20 protein-coding genes are annotated in these 23547 nt (G+C 68.7%); 7 read left to right on the forward strand and 13 right to left on the reverse strand.

The features are described 5' to 3' along the window. Window positions 1-8: 8 nt before the first annotated feature. From LG334_RS11215 to LG334_RS11235, 5 genes are read right to left on the reverse strand one after another with little or no spacing between them, the layout of a single operon-like run. The gene (locus LG334_RS11215; RefSeq protein ID WP_404386125.1) at window positions 9-698 is read right to left on the reverse strand and encodes a site-2 protease family protein; all 690 of its coding nucleotides are present in this window, start codon (window positions 696-698) and stop codon (window positions 9-11) included. Further along, window positions 698-1723, reverse strand: a complete 1026-nt coding sequence (gene nagZ / locus LG334_RS11220) for a beta-N-acetylhexosaminidase (RefSeq protein WP_404386127.1) — start codon at window positions 1721-1723, stop codon at window positions 698-700. The genes LG334_RS11215 and nagZ overlap by 1 nt, the downstream gene beginning before the upstream one ends. After that, window positions 1710-2828, reverse strand: a complete 1119-nt coding sequence (locus LG334_RS11225) for an SPOR domain-containing protein (RefSeq protein WP_404386129.1) — start codon at window positions 2826-2828, stop codon at window positions 1710-1712. The genes nagZ and LG334_RS11225 overlap by 14 nt, the downstream gene beginning before the upstream one ends. Next, window positions 2828-4624, reverse strand: coding sequence for an arginine--tRNA ligase (gene argS, locus LG334_RS11230; RefSeq protein ID WP_404386131.1), 1797 nt, complete (start codon window positions 4622-4624; stop codon window positions 2828-2830). Before argS ends, LG334_RS11225 begins: the two co-directional genes overlap by 1 nt. Further along, entirely contained in the window at window positions 4621-5793 is a 1173-nt protein-coding gene (locus tag LG334_RS11235) for a deoxyguanosinetriphosphate triphosphohydrolase (RefSeq protein ID WP_404386133.1), read from the reverse strand. Before LG334_RS11235 ends, argS begins: the two co-directional genes overlap by 4 nt. Before the next feature lie 171 nt (window positions 5794-5964). Here LG334_RS11235 and erpA point away from each other — a divergent pair, with 171 nt between their 5' ends. Next, window positions 5965-6321 (forward strand): iron-sulfur cluster insertion protein ErpA, encoded by a 357-nt coding sequence (gene erpA / locus LG334_RS11240; protein ID WP_404386135.1) that lies wholly within the window; start codon window positions 5965-5967, stop codon window positions 6319-6321. A gap of 87 nt (window positions 6322-6408) precedes the next feature. Here erpA and LG334_RS11245 read toward each other — a convergent pair whose 3' ends face one another. After that, a complete protein-coding gene (locus LG334_RS11245; protein WP_404386137.1) occupies window positions 6409-8442 on the reverse strand; it encodes a hypothetical protein in 2034 nt (677 codons plus the stop codon). A gap of 307 nt (window positions 8443-8749) precedes the next feature. Here LG334_RS11245 and LG334_RS11250 point away from each other — a divergent pair, with 307 nt between their 5' ends. The 6 genes from LG334_RS11250 (at window position 8750) to LG334_RS11275 (ending at window position 14120) form a co-directional block, all read left to right on the forward strand. Continuing rightward, window positions 8750-9079: a HesB/IscA family protein gene (locus tag LG334_RS11250; RefSeq protein WP_404386139.1), complete on the forward strand. Its 330-nt coding sequence runs from the start codon at window positions 8750-8752 to the stop codon at window positions 9077-9079. Between the two features lie 63 nt (window positions 9080-9142). Further along, a complete protein-coding gene (gene nifU, locus LG334_RS11255) occupies window positions 9143-10105 on the forward strand; it encodes a Fe-S cluster assembly protein NifU (protein WP_404386141.1) in 963 nt (320 codons plus the stop codon). Window positions 10106-10128: 23 nt separating this feature from the next. Beyond that, entirely contained in the window at window positions 10129-11346 is a 1218-nt protein-coding gene (gene nifS / locus LG334_RS11260) for a cysteine desulfurase NifS (RefSeq protein WP_404386143.1), read from the forward strand. 40 nt (window positions 11347-11386) lie between these two features. Next, a complete protein-coding gene (gene nifV / locus LG334_RS11265) occupies window positions 11387-12574 on the forward strand; it encodes a homocitrate synthase (RefSeq protein WP_404386145.1) in 1188 nt (395 codons plus the stop codon). Further along, complete coding sequence (gene cysE, locus LG334_RS11270) at window positions 12574-13713, forward strand: serine O-acetyltransferase (RefSeq protein ID WP_404386147.1); 1140 nt, start codon at window positions 12574-12576, stop codon at window positions 13711-13713. The genes nifV and cysE overlap by 1 nt, the downstream gene beginning before the upstream one ends. Window positions 13714-13796: 83 nt before the next feature. Then, entirely contained in the window at window positions 13797-14120 is a 324-nt protein-coding gene (locus LG334_RS11275) for a peptidylprolyl isomerase (protein WP_404386149.1), read from the forward strand. 156 nt (window positions 14121-14276) lie between these two features. On the opposite strand, the gene LG334_RS11280 is transcribed toward LG334_RS11275, so the two are convergent. The 7 genes from LG334_RS11280 to LG334_RS11310 form a co-directional block, all read right to left on the reverse strand. Next, the gene (locus LG334_RS11280; RefSeq protein WP_404386151.1) at window positions 14277-16460 is read right to left on the reverse strand and encodes a malate synthase G; all 2184 of its coding nucleotides are present in this window, start codon (window positions 16458-16460) and stop codon (window positions 14277-14279) included. Window positions 16461-16536: 76 nt separating this feature from the next. Further along, window positions 16537-17034, reverse strand: coding sequence for a DUF5872 domain-containing protein (locus LG334_RS11285; RefSeq protein ID WP_404386153.1), 498 nt, complete (start codon window positions 17032-17034; stop codon window positions 16537-16539). Window positions 17035-17101: 67 nt separating this feature from the next. Further along, window positions 17102-19117: an adenylate/guanylate cyclase domain-containing protein gene (locus tag LG334_RS11290; protein ID WP_404386155.1), complete on the reverse strand. Its 2016-nt coding sequence runs from the start codon at window positions 19115-19117 to the stop codon at window positions 17102-17104. Between the two features lie 268 nt (window positions 19118-19385). Beyond that, window positions 19386-19610 carry a 50S ribosomal protein L31 gene (gene rpmE, locus LG334_RS11295; RefSeq protein ID WP_404386157.1) on the reverse strand — a complete coding sequence of 75 codons (225 nt, stop codon included), beginning with the start codon at window positions 19608-19610 and terminating at the stop codon, window positions 19386-19388. 101 nt (window positions 19611-19711) lie between these two features. Then, window positions 19712-21013 (reverse strand): peptidoglycan -binding protein, encoded by a 1302-nt coding sequence (locus LG334_RS11300; protein ID WP_404386159.1) that lies wholly within the window; start codon window positions 21011-21013, stop codon window positions 19712-19714. A gap of 69 nt (window positions 21014-21082) precedes the next feature. After that, complete coding sequence (locus LG334_RS11305) at window positions 21083-22315, reverse strand: flagellar motor protein MotA (RefSeq protein WP_404386161.1); 1233 nt, start codon at window positions 22313-22315, stop codon at window positions 21083-21085. A 76-nt stretch (window positions 22316-22391) separates the two neighbouring features. Next, on the reverse strand, window positions 22392-23450 hold the full coding sequence (locus LG334_RS11310) for an OmpA family protein (RefSeq protein ID WP_404386163.1): 1059 nt from the start codon (window positions 23448-23450) through the stop codon (window positions 22392-22394). Between the last annotated feature and the right edge of the window lie 97 nt (window positions 23451-23547).

The following is a 23547-nucleotide window of genomic DNA, read 5'->3' on the forward strand; positions in this document are numbered from 1 at the left end:
CTGACTCGTCAGATGACGCCGAAGAGGCCTAAGAGCACCTGCTCAAGATACACCACAGGCGTTGCCACGACCCAATACAGGATGTTCAGGTCGTATCCGATCTGCCCTCCGATGAGCGGCAGAAGGAACAGCGCGCCGATGAGGATCAGCAGGCCGAATCGCTCCAGCCGGGCGAACCGCACGGCCAGCGGGTAGGGCAGCAGCCCGGTGGCGATGCGTCCGCCGTCAAGCGGCGGCAGGGGGATCAGGTTGAAGATCATCAACACCAGATTGATGCGGATGGCGTTCAGCAGGTTGTGGCCGACCCAGTTGCCGGCGTCTGGCGGCAGCAGGAAGGCGACGTGGATCAGGATGGCCGCGATGCAGGCCATGAGCAGGTTGCTGCCCGGTCCGGCCCCGGCCACCAGCACCATGTCGCGCCGCGGCCTGTGCAGGCGGCGGAAGTCCACCGGCACGGGCTTGGCCCAGCCGAACAGGACCGGCGCGGACAGCACCAGCAGCAGCCCCGGCAGCACCACCGTGCCGAAGGGGTCGACATGGCGCACCGGGTTGGCGGTGATGCGCCCGGCCAGGCGGGCTGTCGGGTCGCCCAGCTTGTCGGCGACGTACCCGTGGGCGGCTTCGTGCAGGGTCACCGCCAGCAGCACCGGAATGACCCAGGTGCTGGCGACGTAGAGAATTTCGGAAATGCCGTCCATCACACCGTCGCCAGAAGGTCGTCAAGCTCGGCCTGGATGGCGCGGACGTTCAGGCTTTTCAGCCGCTGTGCCTTGAAGACGTCCAGCCGCTTCACCCGCGCCTGCGCATCCACGTCCAGCGGACGGCAACCGCGCGCGACGGCGGTCATCTCGTCCATGTCGCCGTTGCAGTGGAGCACGAGGTCGCAGCCGGCGGCCAGGCTTTCGGCCGTGCGCACCGCGAAGTCGCCGGTCAGCGCCTTCATGGACAGGTCGTCGGTCATCAACAGCCCCTCGAACCCCAGTTCTCCGCGCACCACGTCGCGGATCACGGTGGGGGAGGTGGTGGCCGGGCGGTCGGGGTCCAGCGCGGTGTAGACGATGTGGGCCGTCATGCCGTAGGGCGCCTGGGCGAGCGCCTTGAAGGGCACGAAGTCCGTTGCCGCGAGCGTCGCGTGGTCGGCGTCCACCGTCGGCAGGTCGAGGTGGCTGTCGGCGAAGGCGCGGCCGTGGCCGGGAATGTGCTTCACCACCGGCAGAACGCCGCCGGCCAGAAGGCCGGAGATCGCATGGCCGCACAGCGTCGAGACGACCGCCGGATCATGGCCGAAGGCGCGGTCGCCGATGATGTCGTGCGCCCCGGCCACCGGCACGTCGGCCAGCGGGTAACAGTCCACGTCGATGCCCAGATCCGCCAGCTCGGTGGCCAGCAGGCTGGCGTTCAGGCTGACGGCGCGCCCGGCGGCGGCCGGGTCGCGGTCGTGCAGGGCGACGAAGGGCGCCATGGAGGGGGCGTCGCGCCAGTGCGGCGGCTTCAGGCGCCGGACGCGGCCGCCCTCCTGGTCGATGAGCACCGGCGCCTCGCGTCCGACACAGTCCCGCAGGTCCGCCACCAGCGCGCGGACTTGGTCCGGCGTCCCGATGTTGCGGCCGAACAGGATGAACCCATAGGGGTCCGCGTCGGCGAAAAAGGCCCGCTCCTCGTCCGTCAGGCGCGGGCCGGCGAGCCCGAAAATGGCGGCCAGGGGGTGCTTAACGGACAACAAGGCAAGCCTGGTCCCGTGCCTTGAGCTTCTCGCACAGCGCCTTCGCCTCGTCCGCCGAGGCCAGCCCCTTGGCGCGGACGCGGAAGAAGATGCCGCGTTCGCCCTGGTCGGTGCGCTCGACGTCCAGCGACAGGTTGCCGAGCAGGTCCGGGTTGGCGGCCTGGATTTTGTTCCAGGCGGCTTCCGCGCCGGCCTGGTCCCGCAGGGCGGCCAACTGCACCATCCGGTCGCCGCCGCCCGACGGCGCGGAGGCTGCGGAGCGGGGCGCAACGGGCGTCGGTGTCGCGGCCTGCTGCTGAGGTTCGGGTTCCGACGGCGTCGCCTCGGCGGCGGCCTGCCGGGTCGGCTGGTCCGGCGCGGCGGGCTTGGTCGTCGGCGTCGGCTGCGACGGCGCGGCGGCGGGTGCCTCGGCCGCCTGCGTCGGAGCAGGCTCGGGCTCGGCGGCCGGTTCCGGCGGCGCGGCGGTTTCCGCCGGGGCGGGGTCGGCCGGCTCGGGTTCCGGCGTCGCGGCCACCTCGGCCTCGGGCAGCGGCTCCAGCGAGCCACCGGCATCGGCCGGCGCGGGCGGAGCCGTCGGGCTTTCCGGCTCGGGCAGCAGGTTTTCCACCTGCCCGCCGTCGCTGTTCTGACCCAGGCGGTCGTAGACCATCTTGTCCGTGTCGGGCACGTCCATGCCGCCCGGATCGGCGGGTTTGACCTTGTAGGGCTGTTCGTCGGCGGTGATGACCGGCGTGGTCGCCGCCACCTGCTGCGGCTCCTCGCGCAGGAACAGGTACCAGCCGGCGATGCCGGCGGCCACGGCACCGATCACGACGGCCGCCATGACGCCCTTGGACCCGCCGGAGCGGCCTTCGTCCTCGTCGTCCTGGATGTCGTCCATGTCGTCTTCGGCGTAGGGACCGCGCAGGTCCTCGGCGCGCGGCTCATGCTCGGCGCCCGCGGGTTCGGCCGACAGCGGCGGCGCGTCATCGGGCTCCGCCGGCCGGCCGCGCGGCGACAGACGTTCCGGGATCAGGTCCAGAAAGTCATCCTGCGCGTTCGTCTTGTCAGCATCCTTGTCGGGATCGGGTTTGCCCAGTCCCGGTTCCTTGCGATCCCCTGCCATTACCGCATCTCCTCCACCGGCTCGACACCGAATACCGCCAAGCCAGACGCTATCACCGTCGACACGCCATGCACAAGCGCAAGACGGGCCAGACTCAGGGGCTTGTTGTCTTCGTGCAGGAAGCGGAGGTGGGCGTTGTCCTTGCCCTTGTTCCACAGACCGTGGAAGCCGGCCGCCACGTCGTTCATGTAATAGGCAAGGCGGTGCGGCTCATGCGCTTCCGCAGCGCCTTCCACCATGCGCGGCCAGGAGGCCAGCAGGCGGATCAGCGCCATTTCGTCGGGGTCCTCCAGCAGTGCCAGATCCGCTCCGGCCAGGATCTCCGGGTCGCCCGCCTCGGGACCGAACATCTCGATGCCGTGGCGGTGGACCGAGCGGGCGCGGGCGTGGGCGTACTGGACGTAGAAGGCCAGGTTGTCCTTGGATTGCTCCAGGACCTTGGAATAGTCGAACTCCAGCGGCGCGTCGTTCTTGCGCGTCAGCATGATGAAGCGGAACAGGTCCTTGCCCTTGCCCTGGGACCGGTCGTTCAGTTCATCCACCACTTCACGAAGCGTCAGGAAGGTCCCGGCCCGCTTGGACATTTTGACGGGTTCGCCATTGTCCAGAAGCTTGACCAGCTGGCACAGCTTGGCGTCGAAGGTGGCTTCACCGCCGGACACGGCCTTCACCGCCGCCGCCACGCGCTTGACGTAGCCGCCATGGTCGGCGCCCCAGACGTCGATCTGCTGCTTGAAGCCGCGCAGGTACTTGTCGCGGTGGTAGGCGATGTCGGAGGCGAAGTAGGTGAAGCTGCCGTCGGACTTCTTGAGCGCCCGGTCGGTGTCGTCGCCGAATTCCGTCGCCTTGAAGAGGGTCTGCGGGCGGGCCTCCCAGTCGTCGGGGGTCTTGCCCTTGGGCGGCTCCAGCACGCCGACGTAGATCAGCCCGCGCGCCTCCAGGTCTTCCAGAACCTCGGCCACCTTGCCGGCGTCGACGAGGCCCTTTTCCGAGGTGAAACGGTCGTGGTGGACGCCCAGCACCGCAAGGTCCTCGCGGATGAGATCCATCATCTGGGCGATGGCGAATTCGCGCAGCGCCACGCGGCGCTCCTCGGCGTCGGCGTCCACCCACTTGCGGCCGTCGACGGCCACCAGCTTTTCCGCCGCCGGCACCAGATAGTCGCCGCCGTATTCGATCTCCTTCGCCGCCAGCTTGGCGTCGAAATCGGCCTGGCTCATGTCCTCCAGCGCCACCAGATAGCGGGCGAAAAGGGCGTCGGCCAGCTTGTCCACCTGGGCGCCGGCGTCGTTGACGTAGTATTCCTTCGTCACCGCGTAACCGGCCTTGGACAGCAGGGCTGCCAGAGCATCGCCCACCACCGCGCCGCGGCCATGGCCCACATGCATGGGGCCGGTGGGGTTGGCGGAGACGTATTCCACGTTCACCAGCTCGCCCCTGCCCATGTCGCTGTCGCCGAACAGGGTGCCGGTCATCAGGATGTCGCGCAGCACGTCGCGCCAAGCGCTTTCGTCCAGGCGCAGGTTGATGAAGCCCGGCCCGGCGATCTCGGCGTTCGTCACGCCCGGCACCAGCGCCAGCTTCTCCACCAGCAGGCCGGCCAGGTCGCGCGGCTTCATGCCGGCGGCCTTGCACAGCACCATGGCCGCGTTGGTGGCGATGTCGCCGTGGGAGGGATCGCGCGGCGGCTCCGCCGTCACCTTGGAGGTGTCGAGCCCCGCCGGCAGCTTGCCCTCCGCGGCCAGCGCGGAAAGGGCGGTCAGGATGGTGTCCTTGAAGGCGTTGAAAAGGTTCATGGTTTTACCGAGACGTCGAAAAGGCGGATATGTTCGTCGATGGCGAAGCGGTCGGTCATGCCGGCGATGTAGTCGGCCACCTGGCGCGCGGTCTTGCGGCCGTGGGGGCCGTCGCACGGGCGCTGCCACTCGGGTGGCAGCAGGTTGGGCTCGGCGACGAACAGGTTGAACAGGTCCTTGACCACCCGCTTGACCTTGCTGGTCATGCGGTTGACGCGGAAGTGCCGGTACATATTCGGAAACAGGAAGGCTTTCAATGCCTTGTCGTGCGCGACCATTTCATCGGAGAAGGCCACCAGCGGCTTGCCCAGGTGGCGGACGTCGGCGGCCGTTTCGGGCTTGTACGCGGCGATGTTGGCCGTGGTGGTCGCCACCAGGTCGTCCACCATGCGGGTGATGACGCGCCGGAAGCTTTCGTAAATCAGCCGATGCTCGTCAAGGCCGGGGTAGCGGTCCATGACCTCTCGGAACACAGGCCCCACCAGCGGCAGCTCCAGCAGGTCGTCGACCGCGAACAGGCCGGCGCGCAGGCCGTCGTCGATGTCGTGGGCGTTGTAGGCGATGTCGTCTGACAGGGCGGCGACCTGCGCCTCGGCCGAGGCATAGGTGCCCAGCTCCAGATCCTGCTTTTCCGAATACTCGATGATGGCCCGCGGCAGGGGCTTGCTGTCCGCCTGCCCCGTGAGCGGCCCGTTGTGCTTGACCAGCCCCTCCAGCGTTTCCCACGTCAGGTTCAGGCCGTCGAACTCGGCATACCGGCGCTCCAGCTTGGTGACGATGCGAAGCGACTGGGCGTTGTGGTCGAAGCCGTCGTAGTCCTTCATGCAATCCTGAAGCGCGAACTCGCCGGCGTGGCCGAAGGGCGTGTGCCCCAGGTCATGGGCAAGCGCGAGCGCCTCCGCCAAATCCTCGTTCAACCCGATCATGCGGCAGATGGCGCGGGCCACCTGGCTGACTTCCAGGCTGTGGGTCAGGCGCGTGCGGAAGTGCTCGCCCTCGTGGTAGACGAACACCTGCGTCTTGTACTTGAGGCGGCGGAAGGCGTTGCAGTGGATGATGCGGTCCCGGTCGCGCTGGAACTCCGAGCGCGTCGGCGTCGACGGCTCCGGGTGGAGCCGTCCGCGTGTCTGTGCCGGGTCGCAGGCGAACGAGGCGAGGGCGCTTGTCATGGCCGGGACAGTACAGCCGCCGCGCGGGACTGGCAACTGCCTCGACAGGCGGGGCAGAGGCGTTCTGGACGCATTCCAACTTGCGGCAGCGCTGCGGGCGGCCTAGATTCCGCACAGGCGAAGACCGCGCGCTCCCCCGCGTATTCACCCAAGGTTGAACAGGACCAGACCATGAGCGACACCGAGACCCTGACCCCGGCCGAGGGCATCTCCATGACCGAGTCCGCCGCCAAGCGGGTGCAGACGCTGATCGAGGGCGAGAGCAATCCCGACCTGATGCTGCGCGTCATGGTTTCCGGCGGCGGCTGCTCGGGCTTTCAGTACGGTTTCGACCTCGACGCGACGGTCAACGAGGACGACCGCGTGTCCGAGTTCCACGGCGTCAAGTTGGTGATCGACGAGGCGAGCCTTGAAGTTCTCAATGGGTCGCAAGTCGACTACGTGGAGGATCTGATGGGCGCGGCCTTCACGGTCAAGAACCCCAACGCCACCGCCACCTGCGGCTGCGGAACGTCCTTCGCCGTCTGAGGTTTTTCCATCCCGTCGCAATGCATCGGCCCCTTCCGGCAGACGCGGAAGGGGCCGTCGTCGTTCTGGTGGGCACGGTCAGAAACGTCAGTCGGCGCGGGCCTCCCGGACCGGCTCGGACAGGCTCATGAGGTAGTCCAGCAGGGCCTCCTGCTCGTCGGCGGAGACGCCGGCGTCCGCGTCCACCCAGTATTCGTGGCCGGTGCCGTCGGAATGGGCGCGGCGAAGCACGTCGTCGGCCTTGTTCGCCGCGATCACCTTGTCGCGAAGGCCTCGGTCGACCAGTGCCCGCAGGCTTTCCCGCGCGTCGGGGCGGACATGGCGGTAGACGGTGCCCGCCGGGCCGAGATCGGTCCGGGCGTCGGGACCCACCGCGATGCTGCCGTCGTGCAGGTAGGGCGGGCTCCAGCCGACGCCGAGCAGGCCGGGCACGGCATAGCCGCCGCGCATGTCTCCCATCCCGAACGCCAGCGCCACCTGACCCTCGTCGAGCATGTCCGTCGGCACGTCGAGCACCTTGGCATCCTCGCGCACCGGAACGGGTTCGTCGAACGCCCACATGCGCGGCGGCACGCGCCCCTGCACCAGTTGGATGGTGGCGCGCGACGGGTTGGTGCCGATTTCCTCCAGCGGAATGATGCGGTTGTTGGTGAGGAAGGGGCCCGAATGGCAGTCGGCGCAGCCGGCGGCCTCGAACACCTTGCGACCGCTAGTGGCGCGCTCCTCCGACACCTTTTCGGCCGGCGGCGGCGTCAGCGTGTTCTGCCAGGCGGACATGGCGTTGACCTCGCGCCAGGCGGTGGAGCCCTCCTGGGCGATCATGGAGCCGTCCAGGGACAACAGGCTCGGCTGCGGCCAGGTCGGCATGCGGATGACGTCCGCGAGGCCTGGACGCCCGGGCGTCGGGTCCGCCTGGCGGAACACCTCGCCCGGCGAGCGGTCGCCGTCGGGGTCCCAGCGGAAGGCCGGGTTGGCCGCGTTGCGCAGCAGGATCGCCTGGTAGACCTCGGGCGGCAGATCGAAGAGACGCTGCGCGTCGTCGGCCTGCCCGGTGGGGTCGGCGCCGAAGGCATGGACGTTGTTCGTCAGCCCGCTCAGGCCGCCAAACGGCCCGGCCATGAAAATGCCGTTCCAACTGTAGGGACGCTCTCCCTTGGTGAAGGAATCGGGGATCTGCGTCGGGTTGGCCGTCAGGTCCACGCTGGTGTCCGTGCTGCCGGGGAAGGCATCCAGGAACAGGGCGTCCACCCGCTCCTCCAGCGCCTTGGCGTCGGGCAGGGCGTGGGTGGTGCCGTCCGCCAGCGTCACCGTGTCATCGCCCTTCGGCACGTCGGCCAGGTCGATGTCGGTGTGGGTCATGAAAGCGGTGCTGTTGGGAGCAAAGGCGATGAGCCTGGACGGGTTCACGTCGACGTTGGTCGCCCCGTGGATGACTTTGCCGTTCTCGGGGTCGATCGCCGAGTGGCACAACGCGCAGGTGATGCCGACCCTCTCGCGGCCCGCCTCGTCCACCGAGATCGCCAGCCCGATCGGCCAGACGGCGCCCGTGGGCACGTCGAAGCCGGTGTCGATCAATTCGCCCTTCCGGAAGGTGCGCCCGCCGACGGTGACGTCGGACGCCAGCGGGACGCGCAGGTTGTCGGTGTGGCCGCCGTCCAGCGCCAGGGTGGCGTTCACGATGCCTGAGGCCGTGATCGCCCCCGCGCCCACGCCCACGATGTCGGAAAAGAAACGTTCCGACCCGAACGGCTCGCGGTAGAACATGGCCTGCCCCAGGTCCAGCAGATCCTGCGTGATGGGCACCGCGCCGTTGGCCGGGTCCGCCCTGGCGGGATCGCGCGCCGCGTCGGCCTGGGTGAGCGTCTCGCCCCACAGGTCGTAGGTGGTTTCCGTGGCCTTGGCGGGCGGGTTGAGGACCATGTCCTCGGGCGGTTCATAGGCGTATCGCGCCGTCTGCTCCACGAAGGGCAATTGGTGGCCCTGTCCGTGTTCCTGCAGCAGTCGCGGCAGGTCGACCACGGCGAGGTCTTCCGCCTTCTCAGCCGTCCCGGCCGCGCCTGCCGCCGAGGCACCTCCCAGAAGCACTGCCAGCGTCAGCAACCCGTTCTTCCGCTGTGTCATCGGCTTCATCCTTTGTTTGTTTTGGATGTGCGGTGCGAACGGTAGTCCGATATTGCCGGTTCTCATTCTCCGAAAAGAGCTTTGCGTTGAACCATTGAGTTGTCTGCTTGGTCAACTCTCGGCCCGGTCTGCCGGACGGGGCGGCGGCGGCTTTGTCGCACTTCCGACACGGATCGAGGATTGTCGGGACCGCCACACGCCCCGTCGGCCAAGCAAATCAATCATTTCAAGATGTTATCGTTTGGCATTGTCCTTGCTTAGAGGCGTGTCAGCGAAAGGCTGTCGTTGTCTCAGGAGGATTCCCCCAATGCTCAACGTGACTGACACTGCCGTCGACGCCATCCGCCGCGTGATCGGCAAGGGCGCGACCGAGGCCCCGCCCGCAGGCCTGCGCATCATGGTCTCGGCCGGCGGCTGCTCGGGCTACCAGTACCGCATGGGGCTGGTGGCCGATGCCGAGACCGGCGACACGGTCATCGACTTCGAGGACGTGAAGGTCTTCGTCGATGCCGAGAGCATCCCGCTGCTCTCCGGCGCCCGCCTGGACTTCGTGGACGACATCTCGGGCTCGGGCTTCGTGTTCGACAACCCCAACGCCGGCGACAAGTGCTCGTGCGGCAAGTCCTTCTCAGGCTGAGGCGCCGAACGCCGCAGGCCGCCGGCTCCACCAAGACGCATTTCCCAAGGAAGGTCCCCAGCCATGTGGAACTACACCGACAAGGTCAAGGAATACTTCTTCGATCCCAGGAACGCCGGCGTGCTGGAAGACGCCAACGGCGTGGGCGAGGTGGGCTCCATCTCCTGCGGCGACGCGCTGCGCCTGATGATCAAGGTGGACGACTCCACCGGCCTCATCACCGACGCCAAGTTCCAGACCTTCGGTTGCGGGTCGGCCATCGCATCGTCTTCGGCGCTGACCGAACTCATCATCGGCAAGACGGTGGACGAGGCCCGCGCGGTGACCAATCAGGACATCGCCGACTTCCTGGGCGGCCTGCCGCCGGAGAAGATGCACTGCTCCGTCATGGGCCACGAGGCGCTGATCGCCGCCATCGCCAACTACAAGGGCGAGGAACTGGCCGAGGACGACCACGAAGAGGGCGCGCTGCTCTGCAAGTGCTTCGGCATCGATGAAGGCATGGTCGAGCGCGCCGTCAAGGGCAACAAGCTGACGACGCTGGAGCAGGTGACCGCCTACACCAAGGCTGGCGGCAGTTGCAAGACCTGCCACGAGAAGATCGAGGAGGCGCTCGCCACGTTCAACGCGCAGATGGTGGAGGAGGGCACACTGTCGGCGGCGGAAGCCTTCACTCTGGGCGATGTACCCAAGCCCGCGCCCAAGCCGGCCACCATCTCCGGCCCCGTGCAGATCAGCCCGCTGGCGGAGCAGGCCACCAAGGCCAAGCCCGCGGGCCTGACCAACCTTCAGAAGATCACGCTCATCCAGCAGGCCATCGAGGACATCCGCCCGCAGCTTCAGCGCGACGGCGGCGACATCTCGCTGGTGGACGTGGACGGCGACACGGTGGTCGTGCAGCTCTCGGGCACCTGCGTCGGCTGCCAGATGAGCGCGGTGACGATCCAGGGCGTGCAGGCCGCGCTGATGGAAAAAGTCGGCCGCCCGCTGCGGGTCATCCCCCACACCGCCATGGCCAGCGCCTGAGCCCCAACCCTGGAGTGAGCACGATGACCGACGTCAAGCCTCAGGGCATCTACCTCGACAACAACGCCACCACCCGCGTCGACCCCCGCGTGGTGGAGGCCATGCTGCCCTTCTTCACCGAGCAGTTCGGCAACCCGTCGTCCATCCACAGCTTCGGCGCCGACGTGGGCAAAACGGTGCGCTGGGCGCGCGACCAGGTGAAGACCCTGCTGGGCGCGGAGCACGACAGCGAGATCGTGTTCACCTCGGGCGGCACGGAAAGCGACAACGCCGCCATCCTCTCGGCGCTGACGACGCAGAAGGGCCGGGACGAGATCATCACCTCGGCCGTGGAGCATCCCGCCGTGCTGGCGCTGTGCGAGTACCTGGCGAAGCACGAAGGATACACCCTGCACGTGATCCCGGTGGACAGCCTGGGCCGGCTGGACGTCAACGCCTACGACAAGGCGCTGTCGGAAAACACGGCCATTGTCTCCTTCATGTGGGCCAACAACGAGACGGGCACCATCTTTCCCATTTCCAGGCTGGCGGCCATGGCGAAGAAGGTCGGCGCCCTGTTCCACACCGATGCGGTGCAGATCGTCGGCAAAATGCCGCTGAACGTGGCGGCGACGGAGATCGACTTCCTGTCGCTGTCCGGCCACAAGCTGCACGGTCCCAAGGGCATCGGCGCGCTGTATGTCCGCCGCGGCACCCGCCTCCGGCCGATCATCCGGGGCGGCCATCAGGAGCGCGACCGCCGTGCCGGCACGGAGAACGTCACCGGCATCGTCGGCCTGGGCAAGGCGTGCGAACTCGCCATGGAGTACATGGAACACGAGAACATCGCCGTGAAGGCCCTGCGCGATAAGCTGGAGCAAGGCATTCTGGCGAAGGTCTCCCACTGCTTCGTCACCGGCGACCCCGCCGACCGCCTGCCCAACACCTGCAACATCGCCTTCGAGTACATCGAGGGCGAGGCGATCCTGCTGTTCCTCAACCGCCTGGGCATCGCGGCCTCGTCGGGCTCGGCCTGCACCTCGGGCTCGCTGGAGCCGAGCCACGTGATGCGCGCCATGAACGTGCCCTTCACGGCGGCCCACGGCGCCACGCGGTTCTCCCTGTCGCGGGAGACGACGGAAGCGGAGATCGACGCGGTGATCGACGCCGTGCCGGCGATCATCGAGAAGCTGCGCGCCCTGTCGCCCTTCTGGGACAAGGACACACCCAAGGCAGAGGCCTTCGACCCGGCCTACGCCTGACCCCGCGCAAGCCCAAGCACCCGCACCGGAGGGCGGCTTCATGAGCAGCAGGACGACCCCCATCGTCATGAACGACACCACCCTGCGCGACGGCGAACAGACCGCCGGCGTCGCCTTCACCACCGCCGAGCGCATCGCCATCGCCCGCGCGCTCTCCGAGGCCGGGGTGCCGGAACTGGAAGTGGGCATTCCCGCCATGGGCGCCGAGGAATGCGAAGACATCCGCACCATCGCCGGCCTCGGGCTGGCGGCGACGCCCATTGCCTGGTGCCGGATGCTGCCGGGAGACCTCGCGGCGGCGGCCTCCTGCGGGGTGCCCATGGTCAACCTGTCGGTCAGCGTCTCCGACCAGCAGATCCGCAGCAAGCTGGGCCGAGACCGCGCCTGGGTGCTGTCGAGCATCGCGGCGACCGTGCGCCGGGCGGTGGACATGGGGCTGATGGTCTCGGTCGGCGGCGAAGATTCCAGCCGCGCCGACCCCGACTTCCTGGCCCGCGTGGTGGAAACCGCCGAGGCCGCCGGCGCGCGGCGGTTCCGCTTCGCCGACACGCTGGGCGTCATGGACCCCTTCGCCACCCGCCGCGCCTTCGAGCGCCTGCGGGCGGTGACGGACATGGAGCTGGAAATCCACGCCCACGACGACCTGGGCCTTGCCACCGCCAATTCCCTGGCGGCCGTTCAGGGCGGGGCGACGCATGTGTCGACCACCGTCAACGGCCTGGGGGAGCGCGCCGGCAACGCGCCGCTGGAGGAGGTCGTCATGGCGCTCCATCACCTCCACGGCCGCGACACGGGCGTTTCCCCCCGCGCGCTGCCGCTGGTGTCGGAGATGGTGGCGCTGGCCTCGGGGCGGCCGGTGCCGGTGAACAAGTCCATCGTGGGGGAGGGCATCTTCACCCATGAAAGCGGCATCCATGTCTCGGGCATCCTGCGCGATCCGGCCAACTACCAGACGCTCGACCCGCGCGAGCTTGGCCGCGCGCACCGGCTGGTGCTGGGCAAGCACTCGGGGCTGTCGGGCGTGCTGAACGCCTGCCGCGAGATCGGGCTGGAGGTCGGGCCGCCCCAGGGCCGCGCCATGCTGGCCCGCGTCCGCCTGCACGCCGCCGAGACCAAGCGCGCACCCTCGGCCGACGACCTGCGGCGGTTCTTCGTTGAGACCCTGGCGGTGGCAGAGGCGGCGCTGGTGCTGCCCGAGGCGCCCGCCGGGTCCGGGCTGACCAACTGATGCCGCTGGACGCCGCCGCCATGACCACGCTCGACCGCAAGCCCGGCCTCCTCGCCCTGCTGAAGGAGGACGTGGACAGCGTGCTCGACCGCGACCCGGCGGCGCGCGGACGGCTGGAGGTGCTGGTCACCTATCCCGGCCTGCACGCGATCCTGCTGCACCGGCTGGCGCACCGGCTGTGGCGGCGCCGGTTCCGCTTTTCCGCCCGCTTCCTGGCCTTCCTGGGGCGGCTGGTGACGAATGTGGATATCCATCCCGGCGCCACCATCGGCCGGCGGTTCTTCGTCGATCACGGCGCCGGCGTCGTCATCGGCGAGACGGCTGAGATCGGCGACGACGTGACGCTCTATCAGGGGGTGACGCTGGGCGGCACCACGCTCGCGAAGGGCAAGCGCCACCCGACGCTGAAGGACGGCGTGCTGGTGGGGGCGGGGGCCAAGGTTCTGGGCGCCCACACCATCGGCGAGAACGCCCGCATCGGCGCCAATTCGGTCGTCATCGGCGACGTGCCGCCGGGCATGACGGTGGTCGGCATCCCCGGCCGCGTCGTCCTGCCCGAGGACCGCCGACGGCGCGTGGCGGGCGACGTCGACCTGGACCACCACCTGATGCCCGACCCGGTCGGCCGGGCGCTCGCCTGCCTGGTGGACCGCATCACCGAGCTTGAGGCCCGGCTGGCGGAAGTCGCGCCGCCGCGAACGCCGGCCGACGCCTGCCACCTGTGCGGCGGGCCCTGCGACGGCGCCTGCATCGGCCATGGCCCGCGCGGGGCCACGGTTTCTTCCCCCACTCACGGGAGTTCCCCCATGACCACCAGCCCATTCCTGACCGAAATGAACAGCCTGTCCGCCGCCGAGGACTTCTTCGAGGCGCTCGACGTGCCTTTCGACCCGCAGGTGGTGCGCGTCAACCGCCTGCACATCCTCAAGCGCTTTTCCGACTACCTGAAGCGCACTGACATGGGCGGCCTGGACGACGACGCCCTGCGCGCGCTCTACCGCGAAAAGCTCGCCATCGCCCATGCCGACTTCGTGCAGTCCGACGCGGTGACGGAAAAGGTCTTCAAGGTGTTCAAGGACGCCCACGGCAAGGCCTTCGTCGGCCTTGAGGAGATCGAGGTGCTGTCGGTCCGGTCCTGACGCCCGAATTGTCTTGCGCGTTGGTCGGGCATGGGCCACAACGGCCGTTCGACTGACAGACACGACGACGAGGGAGTGCCTCCATGTCCCCCAACCAGGTTCGCGCCAGCCACATCCTGCTCATGTACAAGGGCTCCATGCGCTCCACCGCCGACCGCTCCAAGGAAGAGGCGCAGACGCAGATCGCCGACCTGAAGCAGCAGGTCGAAAACGGCGCCGACTTCGCCGAGCTGGCCAAGAAGCACTCCGACTGCCCGTCGGGCCGCGAGGGCGGCGACTTGGGCCAGTTCCCCAAGGGCGCGATGGTGCCCGAGTTCGAGCAGGCCGCCTTCGCGCTGGAGCCGGGCCAGACTTCGGACGTGGTGGAGACGTCGTTCGGCTACCACCTCATCCAGCGTACCGGCTGATCAGCGCAAGCTGCTGAGACGGCAAGGCCGACCGGCCGCCGCGCCTTATGGCGCGTGAGCCGGCGTGGCGCTTGAACGCTGGGCCGACGATTTCAATCGTCGGCGCGTATGAAACAGGCCCGGGCGGTTCCGCCCGGGCCTTTCGCGTTTCAGGGCCTACTTGCCGTAGACCTTCTTGGCCTCGCGCCGGCGGGCGTGCAGGACCGGCTCGGTATAGCCGCTGGGGCTCTCGCAGCCCTTGAACACCAGATCGCAGGCGGCCTTGAAGGCGACGCTGCCTTCGAAGTCCGGCGCCATGGGACGGTAAGCCGGATCGCCCTGGTTCTGCCGGTCCACCACGGCAGCCATCCGCTTCATGGTCTCCATAACCTGGTCCTCGGACACCACGCCATGGCGCAGCCAGTTGGCGATGTGCTGGCTGGAGATGCGCAGCGTCGCGCGGTCCTCCATCAGGCCCACGTCGTTAATGTCGGGCACCTTGGAGCACCCGACGCCATGGTCCACCCAGCGCACCACATAGCCGAGAATGCCTTGCGCGTTGTTGTCCAATTCCGCCTTGATCTCGTCGGGCGCCCAGTTGGGGCGGTCGGCCAGCGGGATGGTCAGCAGGTCGTCCAGAGAGGCCGCCGGGCGGTCCTTCAACTCGTCCTGGCGCGCCGCCACGTCGACGGCATGATAGTGCAGGGCGTGCAACGTCGCGGCGGTGGGCGAGGGGACCCAGGCCGTATTGGCGCCCGCCTGCGGGTGACCCACCTTTGTCTTCAGCATGTCGGCCATCCGGTCGGGCATGGGCCACATGCCCTTGCCGATCTGCGCCTTGCCGCGCAGGCCGCAGGCCAGGCCGATGTCGACGTTGCGGTCCTCATAGGCCTTGATCCAGGGTGTCTCCTTCATGGCGCCCTTGCGGATCATGGGACCGGCTTCCATGGAGGTGTGGATTTCATCGCCTGTGCGGTCCAGGAAGCCGGTGTTGATGAACACGACCCGATCCTTGGCGGCCCGGATGCACTCCTTGAGGTTGGCCGAGGTGCGCCGCTCCTCGTCCATGATGCCCATCTTGATGGTGTTGCGCGGCAGGCCAAGGATGTCTTCGACGCAGCCGAACAGCTCGACGGCGAAGGCCACTTCCTCGGGCCCGTGCATCTTGGGCTTGACGATGTAGATGGAGCCCATGCGGCTGTTGGAATGCTTGCCATAGCCCTTCAGGTCGTGAACGGCGATGGCGCTGGTGCACATGGCGTCCAGGAAGCCTTCGGGTATCTCGCTGCCGTCGTCCAGCAGCACGGCGTCGTTGGTCATCAGGTGGCCGACGTTGCGCACCAGCATGAGCGACCGGCCGGGCAGCGCGACGGTGGCGTGGCCGTCTGGCGCGGTGTAGGTGCGGTCGGCCTGCATGCTGCGCTTGAGTGTCTTGCCGCCCTTCTCGAAGGTCGCCGTCAGGTCGCCCTTCATGAGGCCGAGCCAGTTGCGGTAGACGCCCACCTTGTCCTCGGCGTCCACGGCGGCCACCGAATCCTCGCAGTCCATGATGGTGGTCACCGCCGACTCGGCGACCACGTCGGCGACGTGCGCGGCGTCGTCCTTGCCGATCGGATGGCTGCCGTCGATGACGATTTCCAGGTGCAGGCCGTTGTGCTTCAAAAGCACCGTGCGGGGCGCGGACGCATCCCCGGTGTAGCCGGCGAACTGGCCGGCCGTCACCAGGCGGGTCGGGGCGCCGCTCGTCTGGGCCACCACCAGCGCGCCGTCCTCTACCGCATAGCCGGCGGCGTCCTTGTGGGAGCCGCCCTCCAGCGGTGCCACGTCGTCGAGCAGGTCACGGACGAAGGCGATCACGCGGGCGCCGCGCGTGGGGTTGTACCCGCCCGTGCCGATCTCCGCGCCATCGGTTTCGGGAATCACGTCCGTGCCGTACAGCGCGTCGTACAGGCTACCCCAGCGCGCGTTGGCCGCGTTCAGGGCATACCTGGCGTTGTTCACCGGGACCACAAGTTGCGGCCCGGCGATGAGCGCGATCTCGCTGTCGACGTTGGCGGTGCCGACCTCGAAATCCTCGCCTTCGGGCAGCAGGTAGCCCAGATCCTTGAGGAACCGGGTGTATTCCGCGTGGTCGATGGGCTTGCCGCGCCGGCCCTGGTGCCAGGCGTCGATCTCCCTTTGCATACGGTCGCGCTCGGCCAGCAGGGCGCGGTTGCGCGGCGCCAGGTCGTGGGCCAGGGCGTCCAACCCTTGCCAGAAGACGTCCGGCTCGATGCCGGTGCCGGGCAGGGCCTCGGTGGTGATGAAGTCGTACAGCGGCTTGGCGACGCGCAGGCGTCCGACATCGATCCGGTCGGTCACGGCGGGGTGCTCCTCCCTGAAGCATTCTAAGGTTCGGCCTATAAGGATCGGCCCGATACCTTAGGACTTCAAGGGGCTATTCGCTCAAGGCGCGGGCCAACTCGTCCTTGTTCATGCGCGAGCGGTTGGGAATGTCGCGGCGCTGCGCCTCGCGGTAGAGTTCCGCCTTGGTGGGCTCGCCCTGGCCGCGGGCGTGGGCGCCGATGCGCTCGGCGTCGGGCGGCTGCCTGGAATACTGCCGGCCGCGGTGCATGTCCCGGCGCTTCTTCTCGGTGGTGTGTCGGTACTGCTCGTCGGTCATGCGTTCGCGCGCCTTTTTCGGCAGGTAGCGTTCGCCGGTATCGCGGGAGCGCTCGCCCGAGCGGGTGCCCCACTCCTCTTCCGTCCACTTGTCCAGGTGGGTTTTCGGCTTGCGGCCCTCGTAGCCGCCGCCACGGCGCTTGTATTCCTGCACCGCCAATTGGGCCTTGCGCGCCGACCATTGGCCCGGCTCGCCGCCCTTGTCGCTGTCGGTGATGTCCTTCTTCACCCTTTCCCAAAGACTGGGATCGGTGCGTTTCGCCCTGGATGCCATGGCATGCGTCTCCTCCTTCGCCGGCCCGTGCAGAGGAGACGACGGAGAAGGCCACCCGGATCACCGGTTATGGGCGAACGGGACGTGGTCCGGCCGCCACGCGATCATCCTTCACCCGCACGGCTTCGGGCCGGGACTCGGCCAGGGCGCGAGCCGCGGCGGCGGCCTCGTCGGCGGCCTCGGCGGCTTCCGCAGTCGGCGGCTCGGCGGCGGACTGGACGGCCGGGGCGGCATCCTCCCACGGGATGGCGTAGGCCTCCACGGGCTCGCGCACGCCCTTGAGCGACAGGGCGCCCAATGGGTTGAACGAAAACGGCTTTCCGGCACACAGGTCCCGCACAACCGATGAACAGACGATCTGGTCGGTTTCCGCCGCGTTGCACAGGCGCGAGGCCAACTGCACGGTGGCGCCGAAGTAGTCGTTGTCCTCGGCGATGGGTTCGCCGGCATTGAGCCCGACCCGCAGGCGGATGACGCGGTCGGGGTTGGCCTTGTTGTGCTCCTGCATGGCGCGCTGGATTTCGATGGACGCCGCCACGGCGTTGGCGGCCACCGAGAAGGTGGCCATGATGCCGTCGCCGGTGTGCTTGACCTCGCGGCCGTCCATCTGCGCCAGGGCGCTGCGCACGACGGCGTTGTGGGCGCGCACGGATTCCTGCGCGGCGGCATCCCCGATCTCGTCCGTCAGATCGGTGGAGCCCACCATGTCGGTGAACACGATGGTGATCATGCTGGGCGGCGGCGCCTTGGTGGCCGGCGTGTTCCAGTCGTTCATGATGCGCGGCAGGGCGTCCAGCGCGCCGGGCTTCTTCGCAAGCCACTGCTCCATGGCCTTGCGGCCGGCCTCGGCCATGGCGACATAGCGCGGCTCGGCCATGTACTCGTCAAGCTTGGATACAAAGCTTTCCGCCAGCTTGGGCTTGGTGCCGATGACTTCGATGGTTTCCCGCAGAAGCTCGGTGCGGCGCGGCTGCTTGGCGCGTTCGGACAGGGCCTGGGCGGCGCCCGACAGGAACAGATTGGCGCCGAACTTGTTGAAGGCGTCCAATTGGGGGTGCGACGTGCGCAGCACGCGCACCGCAGCGCCCAGGAACTTCATCATCCGGGCGCGGTCCTGCTCGAACTTGAGCGTCTCGGCGTCGGGTTCGGGTTCGGCGCGCCGGGGCGGGGCGGGCGGCTCCTCGGCCTTCTCCGCGGCGTCCTCCTTCTTTTCCTTCGCGCCGTCCTTGCCGCCTTCGGTGGTGGCCTTCTTGAGCGCCTCCTGCGCGGCGGCGGCGGCCTTTGCGGCGGCTTCGGCCTCGGCGCGCTGGCGGGCCTCGGCCTCACGGTTCAGGTGGCCCGCATCCTCGCCTTCCGCCGTCTTCCTCGAGGCCTTGTCGGCGGCTTCCTTGGCGGCGGCAGCCTTCTCGTCGGCGGCGGTCTTGCGTTTGTCGTTGCGTTCCTTCTCGGCCGCCTCGGCGGCGCGGCGGGCGGCTTCCGGATCGTCGGACGCACCTTTGCTGCGGTCCGCGCTCAGGCCTTCCAGCGGCACGTAGGCCAGAACCAACGGCACCGCGCTCAGCAGGAACAACGAGATGAAGACCAGGAACAGGATACCCGTCAGGTTCCCGCCCAGCGCCACGCCCATGCCCGCCAGCTGCCCCATGAACAACGACGCCATGCCGGTGCCCAGGATGGCGATGATCAGCGCCGAGACCATGACCATGGACAGCCGCAGCACGAAGTCCTTGGCGGCGGTGCGCGGCGGCGGGGCATCGGTGGCGGGCGCGCCGGCGAAGGCGAAGTCGGGCCGGCCGTAGGCGGCGGCGAAGGGCGCGGTCTGCTGCTGTCGGCTGGCGCGGGCGGCCTTGGCCTCGGCCATGGCCTGCTTGGCGCGCGGGCTGATGTAGGCCAGCGCCTCGTCGCTGGTGTTGCTGTCGGGATACCAGGTCTCGCGCGTGACCTTGGTGGGCTTGTTGGTCTGGCTTTCGACACTTTGGGCCTCGGCGATGGCCTTGCTGCGCTCGTCGCCGGGGAAACGCGCGTGGAGGGACCATTCCGCCCCTTCCAGCACGTAAAGCTCGTAGTTGACGATCGCCGGCATCTTGCCCTGGCCCATCCTCGACACGGTCGCCGCACGCTGACGGCGACCAACCACATGGCTTAGGTCTACCCCATAGATGCGGTGAGTGCATCCCCATCTGCAATGATGAGGGTCACATTCTTAACAAATCGCCACTGAAGCGCGCGAAACCGGCGGCTCAGCGTGTTCCGGACACGAAAAGACCCGCCTCCGTAACGGAGGGCGGGTCTTTTCCGAACAGTCCACGAGGACCGGGCCTTGGGGGCGCGCAGAGGCGCCCGGCAGGACCTTATTCGCCGCGCTTCAGACCGAAGCTCGCAAACCGCTTGTTGAACTTGGCGAGCTGGCCGCCGGTGTCCATCAGGCGATGCACGCCGGTCCAGGCCGGGTGCGACTTCGGGTCGATATCCAGGCGAATGCTGTCGCCCTTCATGGTCGACCGGGTCTTGAACTCGGTGCCATCGGTCATGGTGACCGTGATCTCGTGGTACTCGGGGTGAATGTCCTTCTTCATCGTCCGCCTCGTCCTGAAAAGAGCGCGTTGTATAGCCGAGACGGCGCGCCTTTTCAAGGGCGCGCGTCAATGAAAACGCGCGGGGAATTCGTGCGCGAAACCTAGCGCTGATCGAGCTTCAATTCAATGCGTCGATTGCGCGCCATGGCCTCGGGCGTCTCGCCGTCGGTGATCGGCTGGTGCTCGCCGAAACCCGCCGCGGCCAGCCGCTGCGGCGGCACGCCCCGGTCGATCAGGTATTCGACGACGGTGGTGGCCCGCGCGGTGGAAAGCTCCCAGTTGTTGTCGAACCGGGCGGTGCGGATGGGCCGGCGGTCGGTGTGGCCGTCCACGCGCAGGATCCAGTCGATGTCCTCGGGGATTTCGTCGGCGATCTGCGAGATGGCGTCGGCCAGCTTGTTCAACTCGTCCTCGCCGGCCAGGCCCAGGGTGGAGGAGCCGCTGCCGAACAGAATTTCCGACTGGAAGACGAAGCGGTCGCCCTCAATGCGGATGCCCTCGCGGTCGCCGAGGATTTCCCGCAGGCGGCCGAAGAATTCGGACCGGTAGCGCTGCAATTCCTGCACCTTCGACGCCAGCGCCTGGTTGAGGCGCCGTCCCAGGTCGGCGATCTGCACCTGCTGTTCCTCGTTGCGCGCCTCGGCGGCCTCCAGAAGATCGTTGATTCGCGCCAGTTCCTGCTGCAGGCGCTCGATCTGCTGTTCCAGAAGGGCGGCGTGGGCGCGTGCCTCCAGGGACAGTTCCTCCTCGCCCACCAGCTTCTGCTCGGTCTCCTCGAGCCTGGCGGCCATCTCCTGCGCCTGTCGGGTCAGGTCTTCCTTGAGCGCCTGGAGGGCCTTGATGTCCTGTTGCAGCAGCGCGATCTGCCGCAACTGGTCCTGGATGCGCTGCTCCGCCTCGGCCTTTTCCTGTTCGGAAAGCTCGGCCCGCTGGCGGGCGGCGGCGGCCTGCTCCAGGGCCTGGGCGCGCTCTTCCTCCGTCATGTCCAGACGCTCGCGCAGGGCGGCGGCCTCCTGCTCGGCGGCGGCGATGTCGGCCTGGGCGCTCGTCAACTGGCGGTCCAGCCGGGCGGTTTCCTCGGCGGTCTGGCGCAGCGTGGCCTGAAGGTTTTCGATCTGCGCGTTGGCGTCGGTCAACTGCGCCGTCAACTGATCCACGTTCAGGCGCATGTCCTCGTTGGCGGCGCGTTCGATGGCGAGTAGGTCCGTCAGTTCAGAGACCCGGCGCGTCAGGCGCTCAAGGGCCGCCTCGCGGCCGGACAGCATCTGGCCGAGGAAGAACTGTGCCAGCGAAAACACCATCAACACGAAGATGATGATGATGAGCAACTGCGCCAGGGCGTCGACGAAGCCCGGCCAGTGATCGGTCGTGCGGCGCGTTCTGCGGCGGGAGGAAAGGGCCATGCGGCGTCCTCGGGACCAGGAAACGGGAAGCGGCGGCCGTCATGCCCGGTCGCCGCCGTGCTCTCGCAATCAGCGGCCGTAGGGCGGGGTTCCGCCTCCGGGGCCGGAAAGGCGTTCGTGCTCCGACGATCCGCCGGACGAGGGGGCGGGCTCCTCGGCAAGGGCGGCGATGGTGCGCGCCAGCAGCTTGATTTCGCTGCGGACTTCCTTGACCGTGTACTCGCGCCCGCGCGCCAGCTCCTCGCTCAGGCGCTGGACGGCGACGTCCACGTTGCGCAGGTGGCCGCGGCTGGCATCGTCCAGTCCGAAGCCGCCCGAGGCCGTCGCCTCCGCGATCTTCTGAAGCAGGGGTTTGAGTTCCTGCTGGCTTTCGGCCATGCGCAGCATGAGCGTCTGCTCCGCGCGCATCTGGTCGGTGAGCGTGGTCAGGCGGTCGGTCAGGTCGCGCAACTGGGTGTTGGCGCCGACACGCGCCTCTTCCGTCCGCGAGACCGTGTGCTGAAGCTCCTGCAGGCTGTCGGCCGTCTGCTCCAGCAGCGCCTGGATGTAGGCCGGCACCGAGGTTTCGGCCTCGACGGCCGTGCCGCCGCCCGCTGAGACGCGGGTGACGCCCGACAGCCAGTCTTCCAGCTCGTTGTAGAAGGCGTTCTGGGCCTGGTTGGCCTGAAGGTCGACAAAGCCCAGGATGAGCGACCCCCCCAGGCCGAACAGCGAGGAGCTGAACGAGGTGCCCATGCCCTCCAGCGGCTGTTCCAGGCCCTGCTTGAGGTTGTCGAACACCGTCTGCATGTCGGCGCCCGCGCCCAGCGAGAGCTGGCCGATGACGTCGCCGACGCTGCCAATGGTCTGCATCAGGCCCCAGAAGGTGCCCAGCAGGCCGAGGAAGATGGACAGGCCGATGAAATAGCGGCTGATCTCGCGGCTTTCGTCCAGGCGCGAAGCAATGCCGTCCAGCAGCGAGCGCATGGCCGGTGCCGACAGCGTGAACCGGCCGCCGCGCTGCTTGCTCTGCCCCAGCATGGTGGCCATGGGCGCCAGCAGACGCGGTGCCGTGTCGGTGCTGACGGACGCGCGGTCCGGGTGCTGGCGGAAGTCGTCGATCCACTGGGCCTCGGGGCCGAGCATGGCGACCTGGCGGATGTTCAGGCCGATGCCGATCAACAGCACGCCCAGAATCAGGCCATTGAGCGCCGGATTCGCCATGAAGGCGTCAAGCAGCGGCTGGAACAGGAGCCCCGCGACGATCAGCACGGCAATGAGGAATACGGCGATGCGGACCAGGAAGCGTCTGGGTCGGATCATGAAACAACCTTCCTTCGGCGGGCCGGTCGGGCGGCGCCCGCTTTGAGGCGGCGGGGTGGGGTGGGCCGGGGCACCGTCAGCGCTCCAGCACGATGACGTCGACGCGGTCCAGCGACCCGTCGGTGGCGGTGTTGCCCAGCGCCCGCACCTCGATGCGGGTGGAGCTGATGCCGGCGTCGACCAGGCGCGACCGCACGGCAAGGGCGCGCGACAGCGAGAGGCGGCGGCTGCGGCTCTCCTCGGCCTCGGAGCCGGGCGCGTAGGCGTTCAGGCGCAGGCGCAGCGACGGGTTTCGGTCCAGCCGGGCCGCCAGCGCCTCCAGCGAGCCCACGGCATCCTCGGGCGGTTCGGCGACATTGGGCGCGAAGGCGACGGTAAGCCGGTCGCCGTCGGCGTCGCCGGGCAGGGCGGCCTGCTGTTCGGATGCCATGGCGGCCTCGGCCTCGGGCTGCGACGGCGTGGAGGCCTGCTGCACCGCGGCTTCGTCCTGCGCCGGCTTGGCCGTCGGCCGAGGTGCCGCATCGGCGGCCTCGGCCGGGCGGGCAGGCGGCAGGTCGGGCAGGGGCGGCGGCGCCGGCACGGCGGCGGCTGCGGTGTCCGTCTGTTCGGCTGTCTCGGGCGCCTCGGGCTTGGTCGGTGCGGGCGACGGCGTCGGTGCGGCGGCGGGTGCGTCCGGCTTGACGTCGGGCCGCGCCGGCGGTGCCTCGGCCACGGCGGGCGTGGTCGGCTTGGCGGGAGCGGGGGCAGGCACGGCGGCGGCAGGCGGCACCGGCTTTTCCTGCGGCGGCGCCGCGGTGCGTTTCGCCTTGCGTTCGGGTTTCGGCGCCAGCGGCGTCTTGGGCGCAGCCGGCTCGGGTGCGGCCTCTGGCTGCGGAGCGGGCTGCGGAGCCGGCTGCAAAGCTGGAGCGGGACGGGCGGGCGTCCGGCGCGGGGTCACGCCTTGCGGACCCTGCCGCGGCGGCTCGACCAGCAGCCGGGAGCGCGGCGCGGTAGGGTCGGGAAAGACAGCGCCGCCCCCGATGACCGGGCGATCCACGTAGGGGCTGTCCGCTGCCCCGGCGGCGACGGGCGCCACGGGCAACACCATCGCGGCCAGTCCGGCGGCCAGAAGGCAACGGCGAGGCGATCGGGTCATGGGACGGGCGGGAGCCTCCGCGCTGTGACACAGGCACACCCTGAAGGCGCTACACCTTCAGGGTGTTCCAGTATGTGTATATATCACCGCACCGTTC

The sequence above is a fragment of the Caenispirillum salinarum genome (genome assembly GCF_044803115.1).
Classification (GTDB): domain Bacteria; phylum Pseudomonadota; class Alphaproteobacteria; order Rhodospirillales; family Rhodospirillaceae; genus Caenispirillum; species Caenispirillum salinarum_A.